This window comes from Streptomyces sp. 5-10 (genome assembly GCF_014712245.1).
GTDB classification, from domain to species: Bacteria; Actinomycetota; Actinomycetes; order Streptomycetales; family Streptomycetaceae; genus Streptomyces; species Streptomyces violaceusniger.
The window spans coordinates 99,872-119,497 of record NZ_JACVYG010000016.1; the positions used below are offsets into that span (position 1 = coordinate 99,872).

Genomic DNA, 19,626 nt, shown 5'->3' on the forward strand with positions numbered 1-19,626 from the left:
GAAGGGGCCCGGAACCGGCGCCGGAGGGGGCGCGGAAACGGTTCGGGACAGCTCGGCGGGACGGGAGTGGACCGGAACTTCGCCAGATGTCCGTCCCCTTGCATACAGTGACAGAAGCGCTGCGCAAGCGGCTGACACGCGCTCCATCACGCGATCGAAGGGACGTACATGCCCATGGGTCACACGGCCACGCAGCAGGCCGGCTCCGGCGGCTTGAAAGCGACTGAGCACCGCCTGGCCAATGGCCTGCGCGTGGTGCTCTCCGAGGACCATCTGACCCCGGTCGCCGCGGTCTGTCTGTGGTACGACGTCGGCTCGCGCCATGAGGTCAAGGGGCGCACCGGCCTGGCGCACCTCTTCGAGCACCTGATGTTCCAGGGCTCGGCGCAGGTCACCGGCAACGGCCACTTCGAGCTGGTGCAGGGGGCCGGTGGCTCGCTCAACGGCACGACCAGCTTCGAGCGCACCAACTACTTCGAGACCATGCCCGCCCACCAGGTCGAGCTCGCCCTGTGGCTGGAGGCCGACCGGATGGGGTCGCTCCTGACCGCTCTGGACGAGGAGAGCCTGGAGAACCAGCGCGACGTCGTCAAGAACGAGCGCCGCCAGCGGTACGACAACGTCCCGTACGGCACCGCCTTCGAGAAGCTCGTCGCCATGGCGTACCCCGAGGGCCACCCGTACCACCACACCCCGATCGGCTCGATGGCCGACCTGGACGCGGCCTCCCTGGAGGACGCGCGGGAGTTCTTCCGCACCTACTACGCCCCCAACAACGCCGTGCTGTCGATCGTCGGCGACATCGACCCCGAGCAGACGCTCGCCTGGGTCGAGAAGTACTTCGGCTCCATCCCCTCCCACGAGGGCAAGCGGCCGCCCCGCGACGGCACGCTCCCGGAGGTGATCGGCGGCCAGCTGCGCGAGGTCGTGGAGGAGGAGGTCCCGGCCCGCGCCCTGATGGCCGCCTACCGGCTGCCGCACGACGGCACCCGTGAGGCCGACGCCGCCGACCTGGCACTGACCGTCCTCGGCGGCGGCGAGTCCTCCCGGCTCCACAACCGCCTGGTGCGCCGCGACCGCACCGCCGTGGCCGCCGGGTTCGGCCTGCTGCGGCTGTCGGGCGCCCCCTCGCTGGGCTGGCTGGACGTGAAGACCTCCGGCGGCGTCGAGGTGCCCGCCATCGAGGCCGCCGTCGACGAGGAGCTGGCCCGCTTCGCCGAGGAGGGGCCGACCCCGCAGGAGATGGAGCGCGCCCAGGCGCAGATCGAGCGCGAGTGGCTGGACCGGCTGGCCACGGTCGGCGGCCGGGCCGACGAGCTCTGCCGTTACGCGGTGCTCTTCGGCGACCCGCAGCTGGCGCTGACCGCCGTGGAGCGGGTGCTCGACATCAGCCCCGAGGAGGTGCGGGCCGTGGCCGCGGCGCGGCTGCGCCCCGACAACCGCGCCGTGCTGGTCTACGAGCCCGTCCAGGGCGCCGAGGACGCAGCCGACACCGCCGAAGCCGCCGAGACCGACGCAGAAGGGGAGGCGGCCCAGTGAGCGACGCCGTCACCGCGACCATGACCTTCCACCCGCAGCCCAAGGGCGGCGCCCCCAGGCCGTGGGCGTTCCCGGCCCCCGAGCGCGGTGTGTTGCCCAACGGCCTCACCGTGCTGCGCTGCCACCGCCCCGGCCAGCAGGTCGTCGCCGTGGAGATCAACCTGGAGGCGCCGCTGGACGCCGAGCCGGCCGGGCTCGAAGGCGTCGCCACGATCATGGCGCGCGCCCTGTCGGAGGGCACCGACAAGCACGACGCCGAGGAGTTCGCCGCCGAGCTCGAGCGCTGCGGCGCCACGCTGGACGCCCACGCCGACCACGCCGGCGTCCGCGTCTCCCTGGAGGTCCCGGCCTCCCGGCTGCCCAAGGCGCTCGGCCTGCTGGCCGACGCGCTGCGCGCCCCCGCCTTCCCGGACGGCGAGGTCGAGCGGCTGGTGCGCAACCGGCTGGACGAGATCCCCCATGAGCTGGCCAACCCGGCCCGCCGCGCCTCCATGGCCCTCTCCGCGGAGCTCTTCCCGGCCGAGTCCCGGATGTCCCGGCCGCGGCAGGGCACCCAGGAGACCATCGAGGGCATCGACGCCGCGGCCGTGCGGGCCTTCTACGAGGCACATCTCCGCCCCTCCACCGCCACCGCCGTCATCGTGGGCGACCTCGGCGGCGTCGACCTGGACCGGGCGCTCGCGGACACCCTCGGTGCCTGGACGGGCGGTGCGGGCGCGCCGCGCACGGTGCCCCCGATCGTCGCGGACGACACCGGCCGTGTGGTGATCGTCGACCGGCCGGGCGCGGTGCAGACCCAGCTGCTCATCGGGCGGGTGGGCGCCGACCGCCACGACCGGGTCTGGCCCGCGCAGGTGCTCGGCACGTACTGCCTGGGCGGCACCCTCACCTCCCGCCTCGACCGCGTGCTGCGCGAGGAGAAGGGCTACACCTACGGGGTGCGCGCCTTCGGCCAGGTGCTGCGCTCCGGGCCCCCGTCGCCCACGGGCGGATCCTCGGGCGCCGCGATGCTGGCGATCAGCGGCTCGGTGGCCACCGAGGTCACCGGCCCCGCGCTGGACGACCTCTGGAAGGTGCTGCGCACGCTGAAGGAGGAGGGGCTGACCGACGACGAGCGCGATGTCGCGGTGCAGAACCTGGTGGGCGTCGCCCCGCTGAAGTACGAGACGGCGGCGTCCGTGGCGAACACCCTCGCCGATCAGGTCGAGCAGCACCTTCCGGACGACTTCCAGGCGCAGTTGTACGCCCGTCTGGCGGAGACCGGCACGGTGGAGGCCACCGCCGCGGTGGTGAGCGCCTTCCCGGCGGACCGGCTGGTCACGGTGTTGGTCGGGGACGCCTCGGCGATCGAGGAGCCGGTCCGGGCGCTGGGCATCGGCGAGGTGCGCGTCATCTCCGGCTGAGCCGAGGAGAGTTGGCCGGAACCGTTCGATGAGCTGTTGCTCCGGCCCGCTCGTTGACGGCCCGGCAGGCGGTCCGGCGGACGTCCGGTCCATGAGCCGACGAAGGAAGGACCCCGGCCCCGTGAGGGCGTCGGGGTCCTTCCAACATGCCCGATTTATGGGATTGACTGCTTGTTTGGTTTGTGGGGAGAGCAACAAAAAACCGGAACCGTTTGGTGATCGAAAGCGGGCCCGTTTAGCGTCAGTCCGGCTGTTCGCCAGCGACCCGCCGCACCCGCGGCACCGGACAGTCATCGCCGAGTCCCCGTACGGCGCGAGCCAGGGGAGCCGGGGACCCAACACGTCCCCAGGGGTGAATCGGGCGCCTTCCCCGGCCGGGGGAGGGGTCCGTAGGAGACCTTCCTGCTCCGAACCCGTCAGCTAACCCGGTAGGCGAGAAGGAAGGAAAGGAGTGCGCCTCAGTATGGCGTCCACCCGCACTGCCACCGGGAAGCATCGCCGCACCAACAAGGTCAACATCCGCACCAGCGCGAACGTCGTGGGCATCACGACCGTCGCCTCGGGTGTGGTCGCCGGGATCACCGGACAGGCGTTCGCGGCCGACGGGGGCTCCAATGCCCAGCAGACTGGTCTGACCCAGGCGATCGTGATCGGCGACGGGATCGCGGACCACATCGAGGCCCAGGCGCAGTCCCAGGAGACCGCCGCCGAGCAGGCCGCCGCCAAGGCCAAGGCGGAGGCGATCGCCCGCCAGGAGGCCGCCAGGAAGGCGGAGGCCGCGGCGAAGAAGGCCAAGGCCGAGCGTGAGGCCAAGGAGCGCGCGGCGCGCGAGGCCGAGCGCAAGCGCCTCAACACCTTCGTGTCGCCGATCAGCGGCTCCTACGTCTCCACCGGCTACCAGGCGTCCAGCGGCCTGTGGTCCTCCGGCACCCACACCGGGATCGACTTCCACGCCTCCACCGGCACCGCGGTGCACTCCGTGGGCATGGGCGAGATCGTCGAGGCGGGCTGGGGCGGCTCCTACGGCAACAATGTCGTCATCAAGATGAACGACGGCACCTACACCCAGTACGGCCACCTGTCGTCGATCAGCGTCTCGGTCGGCCAGAAGGTCACCCCCGGCCAGCAGATCGGCCTGTCGGGCGCCACCGGCAACGTCACCGGACCGCATCTGCACTTCGAGGCCCGCACCAGCGCGGACTACGGCTCGGACATCGACCCCCTGTCGTACCTGCGCACGCACGGCGTCAACGTCTGACCCGTCGCGCGACCGACGCGAACGCCGCGCGGTCTCCCGATCCCGAGACCCGAGATCATGAGATCCCGCGAGACTTCCGAGAAGGCCCCGTCCGCCGGACGGGGCCTTCGGCGTGCCGCCGCCCGCCTGACCAAAAAATATCCATGAAATGCTCCCTGCCATCGGAAAAGGCGTCCGCGTGGAATAGAGTCGTTCAACGCGCATTCCATGGCGCGTTTCGCGGGCGTTAAGGCGGAGGTTCGACAATGCGGGACCGTAAGTGAGCGGGGATACGAACGCGGTCCAGGGCGGTCGCCGGATTTCGGCACACGCGGTCTGCGCGGCGATTCGCGACGACATCGTCTCCGGCGCGTATCAGCCCGGCAGCCGCCTCACCGAGGAACTCCTCGCCCGGCGCTACGGCGTCTCCCGGGTGCCGGTGCGCGAGGCCCTGCGCACCCTGGAGTCCGAGGGCTTCGTGACGACCCGGCGGCACGCGGGGGCCTGCGTGGCCCAGCCCTCCGAGCGCGAGGCGGCCGATCTGCTGGACATCCGCGCGCTGCTGGAGCCACTGGGCGCCGCACGGGCCGCGCAGCGTCGCACCGAGGCCCATCTGAAGGTGCTGCGCGGGCTGGTCCGGCTCGGCCGGGAGCGCGCCCAGGGCGGTCAGCTCGGCGAACTGCGGCCGCTGGGCGACTGGTTCCACGAGACGCTGGCCCAGGCGTCCGGCAGCCCGAGCCTGGCCGCGCTGCTCGTCCAGCTGCGCCGTAAGACCGCGTGGGTGTACGCGGCCGCTCCCGGGGCGCGGCCCGCGCCGCCCGAGGGCGCCGCGCGCCCCGACCCGGCCGCCCGCCCCGATCCGACCGCGCGGGCCGTGGAGTCCTGGGCGGAGCACGGCGCGCTGGTGGACGCGGTGGCGCGCGGCGACGCCGACCGCGCGCGGGCGCTCGCCACCGCGCACACCGAGCGCGCGCTGTCGGAATACCGGCTGCGCCGCCCGATTCCGGTGAGGACTTCGAAACATACCGTCAACACGGCGAGCGGCCGGAATTAACAGAGCTCCCGTATACAACTCCTTGGGAATTCTGTGGGCGGAAACAGAAAAACGGCGGGGCCGCGGCGACCAATACGGCCACCGCGGCCCCGCCGTGCCGAATCCCTGAAATCGCCTGAGAATCAGCCGGGAATTCCAGACAGGGCTCGCCCGGGGTCAGACGGTCTCGGGAAGCTCCTCGAGGCCCTCCGCCACCAGCTTCGCCAGACGGTCGAGCGCGACCTCGGCGTCGTCCGCGTCGGAGGCGAGGACGACCTCCTCGCCGCCCTGGGCGCCCAGGCCGAGCACGGCCAGCATGGAGGCGGCGTTGACCGGGGTGCCGTCGCCCTTGGCGATCGTGATGGGGACGCCGGAGGCGGTGGCCGCCCGGACGAAGATCGACGCAGGGCGGGCGTGCAGGCCCTCGGCCCAGCCGATGGTGACGCGGCGCTCAGCCATGGTGTTGCCCTTCAGGTGTGACGGGTGCTGTTGTCTAGACCAAAATCATACGGTGTCCGGATTCACCCGAACGATGTCCGAGTGAGCCCGGGCATGCCCGGACTGGCCCGATACGGACCTTCCCCCGACACTTGGCCCCGACGCAAGGGTGTCCACCATTCGGACCGGGCGGGCCCGTACCCTGGCTCCCATGCGGAGCCCGTCGGACCATCACGCCTACCCGACCCACTGGGAAGCCGATGTGGTGCTCCGGGACGGCGGTACGGCACAGATCAGGCCCATCACCCCCGATGACGCCCAGCGGCTGGTCAGCTTCTACGAGCGGGTCTCGGACGAGTCGAAGTACTACCGCTTCTTCGCGCCCTACCCCCGTCTCTCCGACCGCGATGTCCACCGCTTCACCCACCACGACTACGTCGACCGGGTGGGCCTGGCGGCCATCGTGGGGGATGAGTTCATCGCCACCGTTCGGTACGACCGCATCGACGGCCGGGGGATGCCGGCCGCGGCCCCCGCCGACGAGGCCGAGGTCGCCTTCCTCGTCCAGGACGCCCACCAGGGCCGCGGGGTGGCCTCCGCGCTCCTCGAACACATCGCCGCCGTGGCGCGCGAGCGGGGCATCCGGCGGTTCGCCGCCGAGGTGCTGCCCGCCAACAACAAAATGATCAAGGTGTTCACGGACGCGGGCTACACCCAGAAGCGCAGCTTCGAGGACGGGGTCGTCCGCCTCGAGTTCGACCTCGAGCCCACCGACCGCTCCCTGGCCGTCATGCGCGCCCGCGAGCAGCGGGCCGAGGCCCGGTCCGTCCAGCGGCTGCTCGCGCCCGGCTCCGTGGCCGTCATCGGCACCAGCCGCACGCCCGGCGGCGTCGGCCGCACCGTGCTGCGCAACCTCCTGGACGGCGGCTTCACCGGGCGCGTCCACGCCGTCAACCACGCCTTCCCCGACGGCATGGCGCGCCTGGAGCCCGAGGGCGTCCCGGCCCACCGCTCGCTGCGCGCCATAGAGGAGCCCGTGGACCTGGCCGTCGTCGCCGTCCCCGCCGAGCGGGTGCCCGCCGTCGTGGCCGAGTGCGGCGACCACGGCGTCCAGGGGCTCGTCGTGCTCTCGGCCGGATACGCCGAGAGCGGGCGCGAGGGCCGCGACCGGCAGCGCGACCTCGTCCGCCAGGCCCGGTCCTACGGCATGCGCGTCATCGGGCCCAACGCCTTCGGCGTCATCAACACCGCCGACGGCGTCCGGCTGAACGCCTCCCTGTCCCCGCATCTGCCCAACCCCGGCCGACTGGGCCTGTTCACCCAGTCCGGGGCGATCGGCATCGCGCTGCTGTCCGGGCTGAACCGGCGCGGCGCCGGGCTGGCGAGCCTCGCCGGGATCGCGGGAATATCGACTTTCGTGTCCGCCGGGAACCGCGCCGACGTCTCGGGCAACGACCTGCTCCAGTACTGGTACGACGATCCGCTGACCGACGTCGTCCTGATGTACCTGGAGTCGATCGGCAACCCCCGCAAGTTCACGCGGCTCGCCAGGCGCACCGCGGCCGTCAAACCGGTGGTCGTCGTCAAGGGCGCCCGCCACACCGGCAGCGCCCCCACCGGCCACGCCGTGCCCACCACCCGGATCCCGGACGCCACCGTCTCCGATCTGCTGCGGCAGGCGGGCGTCATCCGGGTCGACACCGTGACCGAACTCGCCGACACCGGGGTGCTGCTCGCCTCCCAGCCGCTGCCCGCCGGTCCACGCGTCGCCATCCTCGGCAACTCCGAGTCGCTCGGCCTGATCACCTACGACGCCTGCCTCACCGAGGGACTCCGCCCGCTGCCGCCCCGCGACCTCACTACGGACGCCACCCCGGACGACTTCCGGCGCGCCCTGACCGAGGCCCTGGCCGACGACACCTGCGACGCCGTGGTCGTCACCGCCATCCCGTGGGTCGGCGACGGCAGCGCGCAGGCCCTCGCCGCGGCCGTAAGGGAGGCGGCGCAGGCTCCGGGGCCCGGTCCGGCCAAACCGGTGGCGGTGGTCCACCTGGAGATCCAGGAGCTTGCGCAGGCCCTGGCCGGCACCGGCGGCGAGCCCGCCCCCGGCACCCGCCGGATCCCCGCCTACCCCGCCGCCGAGCGGGCCGTGCGCGCGCTCGCCGAGGCCGTGCGGTACGCGCGCTGGCGGCAGGAGGCCGCCGAGCCCGGGCGGGTCCCGGAGTACGACGACATCGACGAGGCGGGCGCCGCCGCCGACATCCAGGTGCTGCTCGCCCCGGCCGAGGGCCCGGGCGGCGACGGCGCGGGGGTCGGGACCGGCGACGGCGCGAGCGCCGGAACCGGCGGCGGAACCGGTCGTGACATGGGAGGCGGGACCGGCCGTGACATCGGTGTCGGGACCGGCGAAGCCACGAGCGGTGGGCTCGGCGACGGCCCGGGCCCCGGCGTCGAGCTGTCCGCCGCCGACACCCAGCGCCTCCTGGCCCGCTACGGCGTCAGCGTGCTGCCCGCCCTCCCCGCGCCCGACCCCGACGCCGCCGTAAGGGCCGCCGAACGGCTCGGCTTCCCGGTCGCGCTCAAGCCCACCGCCTCCCATCTGCGCCACCGCGCCGACCTGGGCGGGGTCCGGCTGGAGCTGGGCAGCGAGGCGGAACTGCGCCGGGCCTACGCCGAGTTGACCGACTACCTGGGCCGCCCCGAGGAACTGGGGCTGGTCGTCCAGCGGATGGCGCCGCGCGGCGTGGACACCGTCGTACGGGCCGCCATCGACCCCGCCGCCGGGGCCGTGCTCTCCTTCGGGCTCGCCGGTGCCCCGTCCGAACTGCTCGGCGACACCGCCCACGGCCTCGTCCCCGTCACCGCCCGGGACGCCGCCGGGCTGATCCGGTCCATCCGGACCGCGCCGCTGCTGTTCGGCTGGCGCGGCTCCAAGCCGGTGGACACCGCGGCCCTGGAAGAGCTGCTGCTGAGGGTGTCCCGCCTGGTGGACGACCATCCCGAGATGGTCGCCGTCGACCTCGAACCCGTCGTCGTCGCCCAGCACGGCCTGTCCGTGCTCGGCGCCTCGGCGCGGCTCGCCCCGCCGCCCCCGCGCACCGACCTCGGCCCCCGCCACATGCCCGCCTACTGAGCCGCCCGCCGAGTCGTCCGCCGAGTCGTCCGCCGAGTCGTCCGCCGAGTCGTCTGCCGAGTCGCCTCATGAGTCGTCCGAGCCTTGGCGGGCACGGGCGCCCGTGTCGGCGTCGCCCCGTAGGATGGTGCACATGGCGAAGACCGGTACGACGACCCAGGGGCTGCGCGCGGCGATCGAGCGCAGCGGCTATTACCCGGCACTCGTGGCCGAGGCGGTGGAGGCCGCCGTGGGCGGCGAGCCCATCGTGTCGTACCTGGTCCACCAGGAGACCACCTTCGACGCCAACGAGGTCCGCCGCCATGTGACGGTCCTCGTCCTCACCGGCAACCGCTTCATCGTCAGCCACACCGACGAGCAGGCCGCGGACGGCACCTCCCCGTCGCCGTACGCCACCACCTCCACCGAGTCCGTGAAGCTCCAGCGGATCTCCTCGGTCGTGCTCAGCCGCGTCGTCGCCAACCCCGAGTCGTACACCCCGGGCACGCTGCCCCGCGAGGTCGTGCTGACCATCGGCTGGGGCGCCGTCAGCCGCCTGGACTTGGAGCCCGCCGCCTGCGGCGACCCCAACTGCGAGGCCGACCACGGCTACACCGGCTCCTCCACCGCCGACGACCTCAGCCTGCGCGTCAGCGAGGCCGGGGACGGCCCCGACACCGTCCGTCAGACCCTCGCCTTCGCCCAGGCGCTCTCCGAGGCCACCGCGGCCACCCCGGACACCGGCCGCTGATGTCCGGTTCCGCCACCGGCCCGCTGCCCTCCACCGCCTCCCTCTGGCCCGAGCCCACCCCGCTCGACCCCCGGTCCGCGCCCCTGCCGCGGTACGGCACCGGCTCGCTCGCCGATCTGCTGCCCGCCGTGGCCGCGGGCCAGGAGGTCCCGGGGCTCTCCTCCGATCTGCTGCTGGCCCCCGCCGACCGCGTCTGCGTCTTCCTGGTGGACGGCCTCGGCTGGGAGCTGCTGCGCGCCCACCCCGACGAGGCGCCCTTCCTGACCTCGCTGCTGCCCAGTTCGCTGAACGGCTCGGGGGAGCCGCTCACCGCGGGCTTCCCGTCCACCACCGCTACCTCGCTCGCCTCGGTCGGCACCGGACTGCCCCCCGGCGCCCACGGCCTGCCCGGCTACACGGTGCGGGACCCGGACACCGGCCAGCTGATGAACCAGCTGCGCTGGCAGCCCTGGACGGAGCCGCACGCCTGGCAGCCGTATCCGACCGTCTTCCAGCTCGCGGACGCCGCGGGCGTGCACACCTGCCAGGTCTCCGCGCCGACCTTCGCCGAGACCCCGCTCACCAAGGTCGCGCTCAGCGGTGGCACCTTCCACGGGCGGCTCACCGGTGAGGAGCGGATGGACCTCGCGGCCGAGCAGCTCGGGGCCGCGGGCCGCTCGCTCGTCTACACGTACTACAGCGAGGTGGACGGCAAGGGGCACCGCTTCGGCGTGGACTCGCCCGAGTGGCGTGACCAGCTCCGCTATGTCGACGGGCTCGCCCAGCGGCTCGCCGAGCGGCTGCCGCCCCGCGCGGCGCTCTATGTCACCGCCGACCACGGCATGATCGACATCCCCTTCGACCCGGAGTCGCGCATCGACTTCGACGAGGACTGGGAGCTGCGCGCGGGCGTCTCGCTGCTCGGCGGCGAGGGCCGCGCCCGCCATGTGTACGCCGTCCCCGGTGCCGCGGGCGATGTGCTGGCCGTCTGGCGCGAGGTGCTGGGGGAGCGGATGTGGGTGGCCGGCCGTGACGAGGCCATCGAGGCGGGCTGGTTCGGCGGGCCCGGCGGTGCCGATGGCGGCGGTAAGGGCGTCGACGACCGGGTGTACCAGCGGATCGGCGATATCGTGGCCGCCGCGCGCGACGACGTCGCGATCGTCGCCTCGCACACCGAGCCCAAGGAGTCCGCCATGGTCGGGCTGCACGGTTCGATGACCCCCCTGGAGCAGCTGGTGCCGCTCCTCGAAGTACGCTCCTGAGCGCCCCCGTTCAGCTCCGCCCCGTTCAGCTCCGCCCCGTTCACTCCCGCCCGTTCACGCCCGCCCCGGTCACCCCCGCCCTACGAAAGGCCCCGCCTCCTCATGCCCGAGCTGGTGTTCTTTTCCGGAACGATGGACTGCGGAAAGAGCACCCTCGCTCTGCAGATCCAGCACAACCGCTCGGCGCGCGGGCTCCAGGGGATGATCTACACCCGGGACGACCGGGAGGGCGAGGGCAAGCTCTCCTCGCGGCTCGGGCTGGCCACCGAGGCGATCGAGGTCGCCGACGACCTCGACTTCTACACCCATGTGGTCCAGGCGCTGACCGCCGGGGGCCGGGTCGACTACGTCATCGCCGACGAGGCGCAGTTCCTGACCCCGCCGCAGATCGACCAACTCGCCCGGGTGGTGGACGACCTGGAGGTGGACGTCTTCGCCTTCGGCATCACCACCGACTTCCGCAGCAAGCTCTTCCCCGGCTCCCAGCGCCTGGTGGAGCTCGCCGACCGGGTGGAGGTGCTGCAGGTGGAGGCGTTGTGCTGGTGCGGCGCCCGAGCGACGCACAACGCCCGTACGGTCGGCGGCCAGATGGTCGTCGAGGGCGCCCAGGTGGTCGTGGGCGACGTCAACCGGCCGGGGAGCGAGGTCGGTTACGAGGTGCTGTGCCGGCGCCACCACCGGCGCCGGATGACGGCCGCCCGGGCGCGCGCCGCCGCCCTGTCGCCGGATGTGCTGCCCGTCGACTGACGGGTCCTCCCGTGGCCCGGCCCTCCGGCCGACGCTCGCCTCGTGGCCCAGGCCCTCCGGCCGGCCCCCCCGGCTCACGGCTCCCCGGCCCTCCGGCGGGCGCTCCGGCTCAGCCCTCGGTGCGCCGTACGACGGTGAAGGCGGCGCCTTCCGGGTCCCGCACCGTGGCCCGATGGCCGCTCGCTCCCCGCGACGGAGGCCGCACCACCTGACCGCCCAGCGCGGTCACCCGGCGCACGGTCTCGTCCACGTCGTCCACCGCGAAGTGGGTCATCCAGTACGGGCCGCGGCCGCGCGGCAGGGCGCCGCCCACGCTCTGGATCGCGCAGACCGGCCGGCCGTCCAGGCGCAGCGTGCGGCAGCCCGGCTCCTCCGGGGCCGCCTCCGCCTGGTAGCCGAAGACCATCCGGTAGAACTTCAGCACCCCGGTGCCCTCGCGGGTCAGCAGCTCGTGCCAGACGGGGGTGCCCGGCGCCCCGGGCTCCGCCGCCGCGTACGTGCACTCCTGCCACACCCCGAACACCGCGCCCTCGGGGTCGGCGGCGATCAGCATCCGGCCGGCCTCGTCGGCGTCCAGCGGGCCCACCGCCACGGTGCCGCCGCACGCGCGGATCATCTCGGCGGTCTCATCGGCGTCGTCGGAGGCCAGATAGGTCATCCAGGCCACGGGCAGATGGCGTTCCGGAGGCAGCTCGCTCAACCCGGCGACCGGCCGGCCGCCCTGGACCGCGCGGACATACGCGCCGAGCTGCTGGGGGCCCGGGGTGAACTCCCACCCGAACAGGGAGTGGTAGAAGTCCTGTGTCGCGGCAAGGCTGTGCACCATCAGACTCGTCCAGCAGGGCGTGCCCGGTGTGCGCCGAGTCGCTGCCTCGGTCATACGTCAATCTCTCCTCGGACCATCGTGGTGGACGTACGGCCCCGGGCCGGTCGGCGGCGCGGGGCGGTCGTGCGGAGGTGCTGATGCGGGGGGCCCGATGATGTTTGCACCACCTGTCGCACATAGCGCCCTGGCGGAGCCGCAATTCGCCGTGCCCCGCAGCAGAATGCCCGAATTATTACCGCACATCCGTTTCGGCTTCATTGCGCTCGGGTGTCACCCGGACGTACACCGGGTGACCGGGTGGTCCAATCGACGCAGAGATACCTACGCAAGGATGATCCCTATGCATGCCATCATCACCGCATCCGATCTCATGAGCGAGCTGGCGGAGGATCATCCTCCGCTCCTGCTCGATGTGCGTTGGCAGCTCGGCGGGCCTCCCGGCCGCCCCGCATACGAGGCGGGGCATCTGCCCGGTGCCGTCTACGTCGATCTCGACACCGAGCTCGCGGGCCCGCCCGGAAAGTCCGGCCGCCACCCCTTGCCCGATCTTTCCGCGTTCGCGTCCGCTATGCGCCGAGCCGGGGTGAGTCAGGACCGGCGCGTGGTGGCGTACGACGGCGGACAGGGGTGGGCCGCGGCGCGCGCCTGGTGGCTGCTGCGCTGGGCGGGGCATCCGTCCGTCCGGGTGCTCGACGGGGGTCTGCCCGCCTGGACGGCGGTCGGCGGCTCGCTGACCACCGAGGCGCCGGACGCGCCCGAGGGCGACTTCGTCCCGCGCCCCGGGGCCCTGCCGCTGCTGGAGGCGGACGACGCTGCGGCGCTCGCGCGGCGCGGGGTGCTGCTGGACGCCCGCGCGGGCGAGCGCTACCGGGGGGAGGTCGAGCCCATCGACCCCGTCGGCGGCCATATCCCGGGCGCGGTCTCCGCCCCCACGGCGGAGAACGTCACGGACGACGGCCACTTCCTGCCCGCCGAGCGGCTGGCCGAGCGGTTCGCGGCCCTGGGCGCCACCGGGGACGCCGAGGTCGGGGTGTACTGCGGCTCCGGGGTCTCGGCCGCGCACCAGGTGCTGGCGCTGGCGGTCGCGGGCGTTCCGGCGGCCCTGTATGTGGGCTCCTGGAGCGAATGGTCCTCGGACGGCTCCCGTCCGGTGGCCACCGGGCCCGAGCGGGGCTGACCACACCGACGGGCCCTGCCACCGGCGTGCGGTGGCAGGGCCCGTCAAGCGCGACGGCGGCTACTCCTGCTTCTTGCGGCGGGTGCCGAAGACGATCTCGTCCCAGCTCGGCACCGCGGCCCGGCGGCCCGGGCGGACGCCGTCCGCCTCGGCCTGGCGGTCCGTCGTACCGGTCAGCCGGTCGCGGTGGCCCGCCACCGAGCGCGGCATCAGCACATCCGCGTACGCCGAACCCGCGCTCGCCGCGGAGGCGGGCGGCTCGACGGCCTCCGGCTCCTCGTCGGGCTCGTCCGGCGGAGGGGCCGCCGACGCGACCGGCGTGTCGGGCACGACCATGTCGCCCCGGAAGTTGGGCACGGCCTCCAGCAGGCTGGTGAGCGAGTCCCGCTCGCCAAGGCCGTCGTCCAGCGAGGCGGACACGGGCGCCGGGGCGTCGTCGTCGCCGAGACGCTCGGGCGAGGTCCGGTCCCGGTCCCTGTCGCGATCGCGGTCCCTGTCCCGGTCACGCGGCAGCCGGGCGATCCGCGGCACGAACGGGAAGCTCGGCTCGGGCGTGTCGTCGGCCTCGCCGATCAGCGCCCGCGCCTCGTCGTCCACCGCCTGGACCAGCCGCCGGGGCGGGTCGTAGGTCCAGCTCGCCGAGTGCGGCTCACCGGCGACCCGGTAGACCAGCAGCACCTCCCAGGTGCCGTCGTCGCGCCGCCAGGAGTCCCACTGCGTGGTGTCCTTCTCGGCGCCGCGCAGCAACAGCCGCTCCGCGACGGCCTCGCCGAGTTGCGGTCCGGTGTTCTCGCCGGGGCGGCGCACGGGAGTCTTACGGGCGCGCTCGGCCATGAAGGCGCGCTCCGCGAGCACCGGGCCCTCGAAGCGCCGCACGCGGTCGACGGGGATGCCCGCCATCTGCGCGACCTCTTCGGCGGTGGCGCCGGCACGTATACGGGCCTGGATGTCACGGGGCCGCAGATGGCTCTCGACCTCGATCTCGATCTGGCCGAGCCGAGCGCGGTCGTTGCGCACCGCGGCGCGCAGTCGCTCGTCGATGGGAAGTGTGTACTCCGTGCTGTCCGCAGCCTTGAGCACCAGCCGTGTGCCGTCGTTGCTGACGGCCACGACACGCAGTTCGGGCATGGGGACCTCCCGGGTGGTGCCTGCCGACGTCACGGTTGCGTCGCTGCTCTCCCGCTAGACGAGTGTGGCCTGCCCGGGTGCAGCCTGCCACAACTTTGCCGAGTTGCCCGGGCCGGTTGGTTGCCGCCCTCTGACCCCTCCCGCTGGGTCCGGGCGGCCGGACGGGAAAGCGGGGCCAGGGCTCGCCACAGTACTCCATTCGGGCCGCTCAGGTGGAGCGGCACGCCAGCCGAGTTCATGGCCGGGAGGGGGATGGCAGCCTGAATCCTTCGAAGTGAGGCCCAATTTGGGTGGCAAGTTTCACAGAAACGACAGAATCGGAACGATCTGCTTCGTTTATCGGTCACTTCTCCCTACAGGCTGGAACGAATGTCCAAGCGAGGCGGGAGATGCACGGCAAGGCCGACAGCGACGGACAACACAAGAGCGGGCGGATCGAGCTGAACGTGGCCCATGTGGCCGGCAGCGCGCTGGCGGCCGTCGCCGCCGCGGTGCTCGCGTCCAAACTGGGCGTCTACGGGACGATCCTGGGCGCCGGTGTGGTGAGCGTGGTGGCGACCGCGGGCGGCACCGTCTTCCAGCATCTGTTCCGGCGCACCGGTGAGCAGATCAAGGAGGTGCGGGTCCAGACGCGGCCGACCGGGCGTCGGCGGTACGGCGGTCCGGCCGGTCCCGTCGAGCGGGCCGGTCCCGCCGAGCCGGTCGGTCCCGTCGAGCCGGCCGGACCCGCCGAGCCGGTCGCGCCCGCGCGGACCCCGGCCCCCGGCGAGTACGGCGAGCCGACCACGCACGGTGCCCGGCCGCGCGTCCGGCGGCGCCACGCCCTGGGGGCGGCCGCCGTCTTCGCCCTCGCCATGAGCGTGATCACGGGGATCGAGATGTTCTCCGGCGGCCCGGTGTCCAACGTCTGGGGGGAGAACCGGACCGGAACCACCGTCAGCGACAGCGGCACCTCCGCGCCCGCCACCCCGGGCCCCTCCCGGGCCCCGTCCGGCGGTGCCACGGAGAGCGGGACGGACGGTTCCGGCGCGGCCACGCCCACGCCCGGCGCCACCGACGCGCCGTGAGGTGTCGGCCGGCCGACGGGTCGTGAGGCGTCAGCCGACCGACGCGCCATGACGCCTCAGCCGACCCACAGGCCGTGACGCCTCAGTCGCCGAGCACCCGCCGCAGATAGTCGTTGGTGAACAGCCGGTCCGGGTCCAGCCGGTCGCGCACCGCCGCGAACTCGCCGAACCGCGGATAGACCCCGGCCAGATAGGCGGCGTCGCGGCTGTGCAGCTTGCCCCAGTGCGGACGGCCGCCGTGCGCGATCATGATCTGCTCGGCCGCCGTGAAGTACGCCCGGTGCGGGGTGCCCCGGTACAGATGGACGGCGATGTACGCGGTCTCGCGCCCGGATGCGGTGGACAGCGGGATGTCGTCGGCGGGCGCGGTGCGCACCTCCACCGGGAAGCTGACCCGCAGTCCGGACCGCTCGACGGTCGCCTTGAGTTCGCGCAGCACGGTGACCGCGGCCTCGCGCGGCACGGCGTACTCCATCTCCAGGAACCGCACCCGGCGCGGAGAGGTGAAGACTTTGTAAGGGATGTCCGTGTAGGTCCGGGCGGACAGGGCGCGGCTGGAGATCTTGGCGATTCCGGGGATGGTGGCGGGGACCGCCCGGCCCACCGAACAGGCCACCTGGAAGATGCCGTTGGACAGCAGTTCGTCGTCCACCCAGCCGCTGACCCGGCCCACCGGAGCGGCGGGGCCGGTGCTGCGGTTGTTGCGCTTGGTGTTGCAGTTGCCGGTGTGTGGGAACCAGTAGAACTCGAAGTGCTCGTTCTCGGCCACGAGCTGTTCGAAATCGGCCATCACGCGGTCGAAGGGCATGGGCTCCTCGCGCGCCGTGAGCAGGAACTCCGGTTCCACCCCGAAGGTGATCTCGCTGACCACGCCGAGCGCGCCGAGCCCGATCCGGGCCGCCGCGAAGATCTCCGGGTTCTCCCGCGCCGAGCAGCGCAGCACCGAACCGTCCGCCGTCACCAGCTCCAGGCCCTTGATCTGGGCGGCGATCGAGGCGCTGTCCCGGCCGGTGCCGTGGGTGCCCGTGGAGGTCGCCCCGGCCACCGTCTGCTCCATGATGTCGCCCATATTGACCAGCGAGAGACCATGGGCCGACAGCGTCTCGTTGAGCTGCCGGAGCGAGGTACCGGCCGCGACGGTCACGGTCCCCGCCTCGCGGTCAAGACCGCGCACCCCCGCCATCCGGTCGGGGCGTATCAGCAGCCCGTCGGTGGCGGCCGCGGTGGTGAAGGAGTGCCCGGTGCCCACCGCCTTCACCTTCAGCCCCTCCGCCGTCGCCCGGCGCACCACCTCGGCCAGCTCCTGCGTGGACGACGGGGCGACGATCCGCGTCGGGCGGGCCATCACGTTCCCCGCCCAGTTACGCCACACGCTGCTCCGTACGGTCTTCACGGTCCTGACGGCCATCCGCACCCGACCCCTCCCGCTGTGGCGCCGGCCGGAGCCGGCGGTACCCGAGGAACGCCACCGCGGCCGCGAGCGCCCCGGCCACGGCCGGCACCGCGTACCCCGCCCGGGCGCCGGACGCGTCCACCACCCATCCGGCGGCCGACGAGCCGAGCGCCACCCCGACCGCGAGCCCGGTGCTCACCCAGGTCATCCCCTCGGTCAGATGCGCGCGTGGTACGTGCCGTTCGACAAGGGCCATGGTGGTGACCATCGTGGGTGCGATGGCCAGGCCCGCGACGAAGAGCGCCACGGCCAGGAACGGCAGGTTCCCGACCAGTTGGAGCGGGATCATACTCACGGCGATCGCACAAATACCCCACAACCAACGACGGGACACCGGACCGCTCAGCCGCAGCACCCCGAAGACCGCGCCCGCGAGGCAGGAGCCCGCCGCGTACACCGCCAGGACCAGACTGGCCGCGCCCTTGTGGCCCTCGTCCTCGGCGAAGGCCACCGTCACCACGTCGATCGCCCCGAAGATCGCGCCGGTCGCCATGAAGGTGGCCACCAGCACCTGGAGCCCGCGCGAGCGCAGTGCCGAACCGCCGCTGTGCTGCCCGCGCGGATGCGGTACGGGCTCGGTGGCCCGCTGCGCGGTCAGCGAGAAGACCCCGGCCGCCAGGAAGCAGGCCGCCAGCAGCGGGCCGGCCTCCGGGAACCAGGAGGTGGACAGCCCGATCGAGATGACCGGCCCGACGATGAAGCAGATCTCGTCGACGATGGACTCCCACGCGTACGCGGCGTGCAGCTCGCGCGGGGAGTCCTCGTAGATCGCCGCCCAGCGGGCCCGCACCATGGAGCCCACACTGGGCACACAGCCGGACGCGGCGGCGAAGACGAACAGCGTCCAGTCCGGCCAGCCCCGGTGCGCGCTCAGCAGCAGCCCAAGGACGGCGGCGAGCGCCACGAGGGTCGCCGGGCGCAGCACCCGGCGCTGGCCGTGCCGGTCGACCAGCCGGGAGATCTGCGGGCCGATGACGGCGGCGGAGAGCGCCAGCGTGGCCGACAGGGCGCCCGCGAGTCCGTACCGGCCGGTGAGTTCGGAGACCATGGTGACCACGCCGATGCCCGCCATGGACAGCGGCATCCGCCCGAGGAAGCCGGCCGCGGAGAACTCCTTGGCGCCGGGGGCGGCGAAGATCGCGCGGTAGGGGCTGGCACTGGGCAAGGCAGACTCCGCCGTGAGCAGGGTAAGGATCGTCGAGCGCTGATACAGATTACGGGCCCCGCCCGGTCCGCGCAGGGCCGTTTCCCGCCCGTCAGAGGCGGGTGGCAGGATCGGGAGCATGCCGGATCAGTCAGTACAGCCTGCCCCCGACCCCTATGACGCACTGCTGTTGCTCTCCTTCGGCGGTCCGGAGGGCCCCGATGACGTCGTGCCGTTCCTGGAGAACGTCACGCGCGGGCGGGGCATCCCCCGCGAGCGGCTGAAGGAGGTCGGCCGGCACTACTTCCTCTTCGGCGGGGTCAGCCCGATCAACGCGCAGAACCGCGAGCTGCTGCACGCGCTGCGCAAGGACTTCGCCGAGCACGGCCTGGACCTGCCGGTCTACTGGGGCAACCGCAACTGGGCGCCGTATCTGACCGACACCCTGCGCGAGATGGCCGCCGACGGCCACCGGCGCATCCTGGTGCTGGCCACCAGCGCCTACGCCTCGTACTCGGGCTGCAGGCAGTACCGCGAGAACCTCGCGGACGCCCTGGCCGCCCTGGAGGGCGAGGGCCTGCCGCTGCCGCGCGTGGACAAGCTGCGGCACTACTTCAACCACCCCGGCTTCGTGCGGCCCATGGTGGACGCCACGCTGGCCGCCCTCGCGGAGCTGCCCGAGGACCGGCGCGCCGGGGCCCACCTCGCCTTCACCACCCACTCCATCCCGACCGCCGCCGCCGACACCTCGGGCCCGGTCGAGGCGCACACCGAGGACGGGGAGGGCGGCGCGTACGTCGCCCAGCACCTCGACGTCGCCCGGCTGATCGCGGACGCGGTGCGCGAGGAGACCGGCGTCGAGCGCCCCTGGCGGCTGGTCTACCAGTCGCGCAGCGGCGCGCCGCACATCCCCTGGCTGGAGCCGGACATCTGCGATCACCTCGAGGAGCTGCACGGCGAGGGCGCGCCCGCGGTCGTCATGGTCCCGATCGGCTTCGTCTCGGACCACATGGAGGTCAAGTACGACCTCGACACCGAGGCCACGGCCAAGGCCGCCGAGCTCGGTCTGCCGGTCGCCCGCGCCTCGACCGTCGGCGCCGATCCGCGGTTCGCCGCATGCGTGCGCGATCTGGTGCTGGAGCGCGCGGCCACCGAGCGCTTCGCCGAGGGCCGGGCGGCGGCCGCCCCGGAGCGCTGCGCCCTGGGCGCCCTCGGCCCGAGCCATGACGTGTGCCCGGTGGGCTGCTGCCCGGCCCGGTCGCCGCGCCCCGCCGCCGCGGGCGCCGACTGACCGCGCCCGCCCGCACGCCCCGGGCCCCGGCCGACCGCG

General features: G+C 73.3%; 16 protein-coding genes and 1 riboswitch. Of the genes, 11 read left to right on the forward strand and 5 right to left on the reverse strand.

From position 1 onward, the window contains the following. The first annotated feature begins 168 nt into the window (after window positions 1-168). The 4 genes from IEJ02_RS19865 (at window position 169) to IEJ02_RS19880 (ending at window position 5,233) form a co-directional block, all read left to right on the forward strand. Window positions 169-1,539, forward strand: a complete 1,371-nt coding sequence (locus IEJ02_RS19865; protein ID WP_137979875.1) for a M16 family metallopeptidase — start codon at window positions 169-171, stop codon at window positions 1,537-1,539. Window positions 1,540-1,559: 20 nt separating this feature from the next. Then, the gene (locus tag IEJ02_RS19870; protein ID WP_191066154.1) at window positions 1,560-2,942 is read left to right on the forward strand and encodes a M16 family metallopeptidase; all 1,383 of its coding nucleotides are present in this window, start codon (window positions 1,560-1,562) and stop codon (window positions 2,940-2,942) included. A gap of 284 nt (window positions 2,943-3,226) precedes the next feature. After that, window positions 3,227-3,391, forward strand: a riboswitch (cyclic di-AMP (ydaO/yuaA leader). Between the two features lie 14 nt (window positions 3,392-3,405). Next, window positions 3,406-4,200: a M23 family metallopeptidase gene (locus tag IEJ02_RS19875; protein ID WP_191066110.1), complete on the forward strand. Its 795-nt coding sequence runs from the start codon at window positions 3,406-3,408 to the stop codon at window positions 4,198-4,200. 259 nt (window positions 4,201-4,459) lie between these two features. Then, entirely contained in the window at window positions 4,460-5,233 is a 774-nt protein-coding gene (locus IEJ02_RS19880) for a GntR family transcriptional regulator (RefSeq protein WP_191066111.1), read from the forward strand. Between the two features lie 156 nt (window positions 5,234-5,389). Here IEJ02_RS19880 and IEJ02_RS19885 read toward each other — a convergent pair whose 3' ends face one another. Next, the gene (locus IEJ02_RS19885) at window positions 5,390-5,671 is read right to left on the reverse strand and encodes an HPr family phosphocarrier protein (protein WP_137979878.1); all 282 of its coding nucleotides are present in this window, start codon (window positions 5,669-5,671) and stop codon (window positions 5,390-5,392) included. 190 nt (window positions 5,672-5,861) lie between these two features. Between IEJ02_RS19885 and IEJ02_RS19890 the strand changes: the two genes are divergently transcribed. The 4 genes from IEJ02_RS19890 (at window position 5,862) to IEJ02_RS19905 (ending at window position 11,501) form a co-directional block, all read left to right on the forward strand. Further along, window positions 5,862-8,783 (forward strand): bifunctional acetate--CoA ligase family protein/GNAT family N-acetyltransferase, encoded by a 2,922-nt coding sequence (locus IEJ02_RS19890; RefSeq protein WP_191066112.1) that lies wholly within the window; start codon window positions 5,862-5,864, stop codon window positions 8,781-8,783. A gap of 133 nt (window positions 8,784-8,916) precedes the next feature. Next, on the forward strand, window positions 8,917-9,513 hold the full coding sequence (locus IEJ02_RS19895) for a DUF5998 family protein (protein ID WP_030842663.1): 597 nt from the start codon (window positions 8,917-8,919) through the stop codon (window positions 9,511-9,513). After that, window positions 9,513-10,754, forward strand: a complete 1,242-nt coding sequence (locus IEJ02_RS19900) for an alkaline phosphatase family protein (protein WP_191066113.1) — start codon at window positions 9,513-9,515, stop codon at window positions 10,752-10,754. Before IEJ02_RS19895 ends, IEJ02_RS19900 begins: the two co-directional genes overlap by 1 nt. A 102-nt stretch (window positions 10,755-10,856) precedes the next feature. Further along, a complete protein-coding gene (locus IEJ02_RS19905) occupies window positions 10,857-11,501 on the forward strand; it encodes a thymidine kinase (RefSeq protein ID WP_191066114.1) in 645 nt (214 codons plus the stop codon). A 109-nt stretch (window positions 11,502-11,610) separates the two neighbouring features. Here IEJ02_RS19905 and IEJ02_RS19910 read toward each other — a convergent pair whose 3' ends face one another. Next, on the reverse strand, window positions 11,611-12,381 hold the full coding sequence (locus tag IEJ02_RS19910; RefSeq protein WP_191066115.1) for a VOC family protein: 771 nt from the start codon (window positions 12,379-12,381) through the stop codon (window positions 11,611-11,613). A 286-nt stretch (window positions 12,382-12,667) separates the two neighbouring features. Between IEJ02_RS19910 and IEJ02_RS19915 the strand changes: the two genes are divergently transcribed. After that, on the forward strand, window positions 12,668-13,504 hold the full coding sequence (locus IEJ02_RS19915; RefSeq protein WP_137979880.1) for a sulfurtransferase: 837 nt from the start codon (window positions 12,668-12,670) through the stop codon (window positions 13,502-13,504). A 60-nt stretch (window positions 13,505-13,564) separates the two neighbouring features. Here IEJ02_RS19915 and sepH read toward each other — a convergent pair whose 3' ends face one another. Further along, a complete protein-coding gene (gene sepH, locus IEJ02_RS19920; protein ID WP_137979881.1) occupies window positions 13,565-14,665 on the reverse strand; it encodes a septation protein SepH in 1,101 nt (366 codons plus the stop codon). Window positions 14,666-15,021: 356 nt separating this feature from the next. Between sepH and IEJ02_RS19925 the strand changes: the two genes are divergently transcribed. Next, window positions 15,022-15,699, forward strand: coding sequence for a hypothetical protein (locus IEJ02_RS19925; RefSeq protein WP_191066116.1), 678 nt, complete (start codon window positions 15,022-15,024; stop codon window positions 15,697-15,699). Between the two features lie 82 nt (window positions 15,700-15,781). On the opposite strand, the gene IEJ02_RS19930 is transcribed toward IEJ02_RS19925, so the two are convergent. Both IEJ02_RS19930 and IEJ02_RS19935 read right to left on the reverse strand, forming a co-directional pair. Further along, window positions 15,782-17,107, reverse strand: a complete 1,326-nt coding sequence (locus IEJ02_RS19930; protein WP_137979883.1) for a D-arabinono-1,4-lactone oxidase — start codon at window positions 17,105-17,107, stop codon at window positions 15,782-15,784. After that, window positions 17,061-18,317 (reverse strand): MFS transporter, encoded by a 1,257-nt coding sequence (locus IEJ02_RS19935; RefSeq protein ID WP_191066117.1) that lies wholly within the window; start codon window positions 18,315-18,317, stop codon window positions 17,061-17,063. Before IEJ02_RS19935 ends, IEJ02_RS19930 begins: the two co-directional genes overlap by 47 nt. Window positions 18,318-18,435: 118 nt before the next feature. Between IEJ02_RS19935 and IEJ02_RS19940 the strand changes: the two genes are divergently transcribed. After that, a complete protein-coding gene (locus IEJ02_RS19940) occupies window positions 18,436-19,587 on the forward strand; it encodes a ferrochelatase (RefSeq protein ID WP_137979885.1) in 1,152 nt (383 codons plus the stop codon). The last annotated feature ends 39 nt before the right edge of the window (window positions 19,588-19,626 follow it).

Coding starts and splice junctions, on each gene's coding strand:
- IEJ02_RS19885 (WP_137979878.1), bottom strand. CDS start 5,671: ATGGCTGAGCGCCGCGTCACCATCGGCTGGGCCGAGGGCCTGCACGCC.
- IEJ02_RS19875 (WP_191066110.1), top strand. CDS start 3,406: ATGGCGTCCACCCGCACTGCCACCGGGAAGCATCGCCGCACCAACAAG.
- IEJ02_RS19890 (WP_191066112.1), top strand. CDS start 5,862: ATGCGGAGCCCGTCGGACCATCACGCCTACCCGACCCACTGGGAAGCC.
- IEJ02_RS19930 (WP_137979883.1), bottom strand. CDS start 17,107: ATGGCCGTCAGGACCGTGAAGACCGTACGGAGCAGCGTGTGGCGTAAC.
- IEJ02_RS19910 (WP_191066115.1), bottom strand. CDS start 12,381: ATGACCGAGGCAGCGACTCGGCGCACACCGGGCACGCCCTGCTGGACG.
- IEJ02_RS19915 (WP_137979880.1), top strand. CDS start 12,668: ATGCATGCCATCATCACCGCATCCGATCTCATGAGCGAGCTGGCGGAG.
- IEJ02_RS19905 (WP_191066114.1), top strand. CDS start 10,857: ATGCCCGAGCTGGTGTTCTTTTCCGGAACGATGGACTGCGGAAAGAGC.
- IEJ02_RS19900 (WP_191066113.1), top strand. CDS start 9,513: ATGTCCGGTTCCGCCACCGGCCCGCTGCCCTCCACCGCCTCCCTCTGG.
- IEJ02_RS19870 (WP_191066154.1), top strand. CDS start 1,560: ATGACCTTCCACCCGCAGCCCAAGGGCGGCGCCCCCAGGCCGTGGGCG.
- IEJ02_RS19895 (WP_030842663.1), top strand. CDS start 8,917: ATGGCGAAGACCGGTACGACGACCCAGGGGCTGCGCGCGGCGATCGAG.
- IEJ02_RS19925 (WP_191066116.1), top strand. CDS start 15,022: ATGCACGGCAAGGCCGACAGCGACGGACAACACAAGAGCGGGCGGATC.
- IEJ02_RS19940 (WP_137979885.1), top strand. CDS start 18,436: ATGCCGGATCAGTCAGTACAGCCTGCCCCCGACCCCTATGACGCACTG.
- IEJ02_RS19865 (WP_137979875.1), top strand. CDS start 169: ATGCCCATGGGTCACACGGCCACGCAGCAGGCCGGCTCCGGCGGCTTG.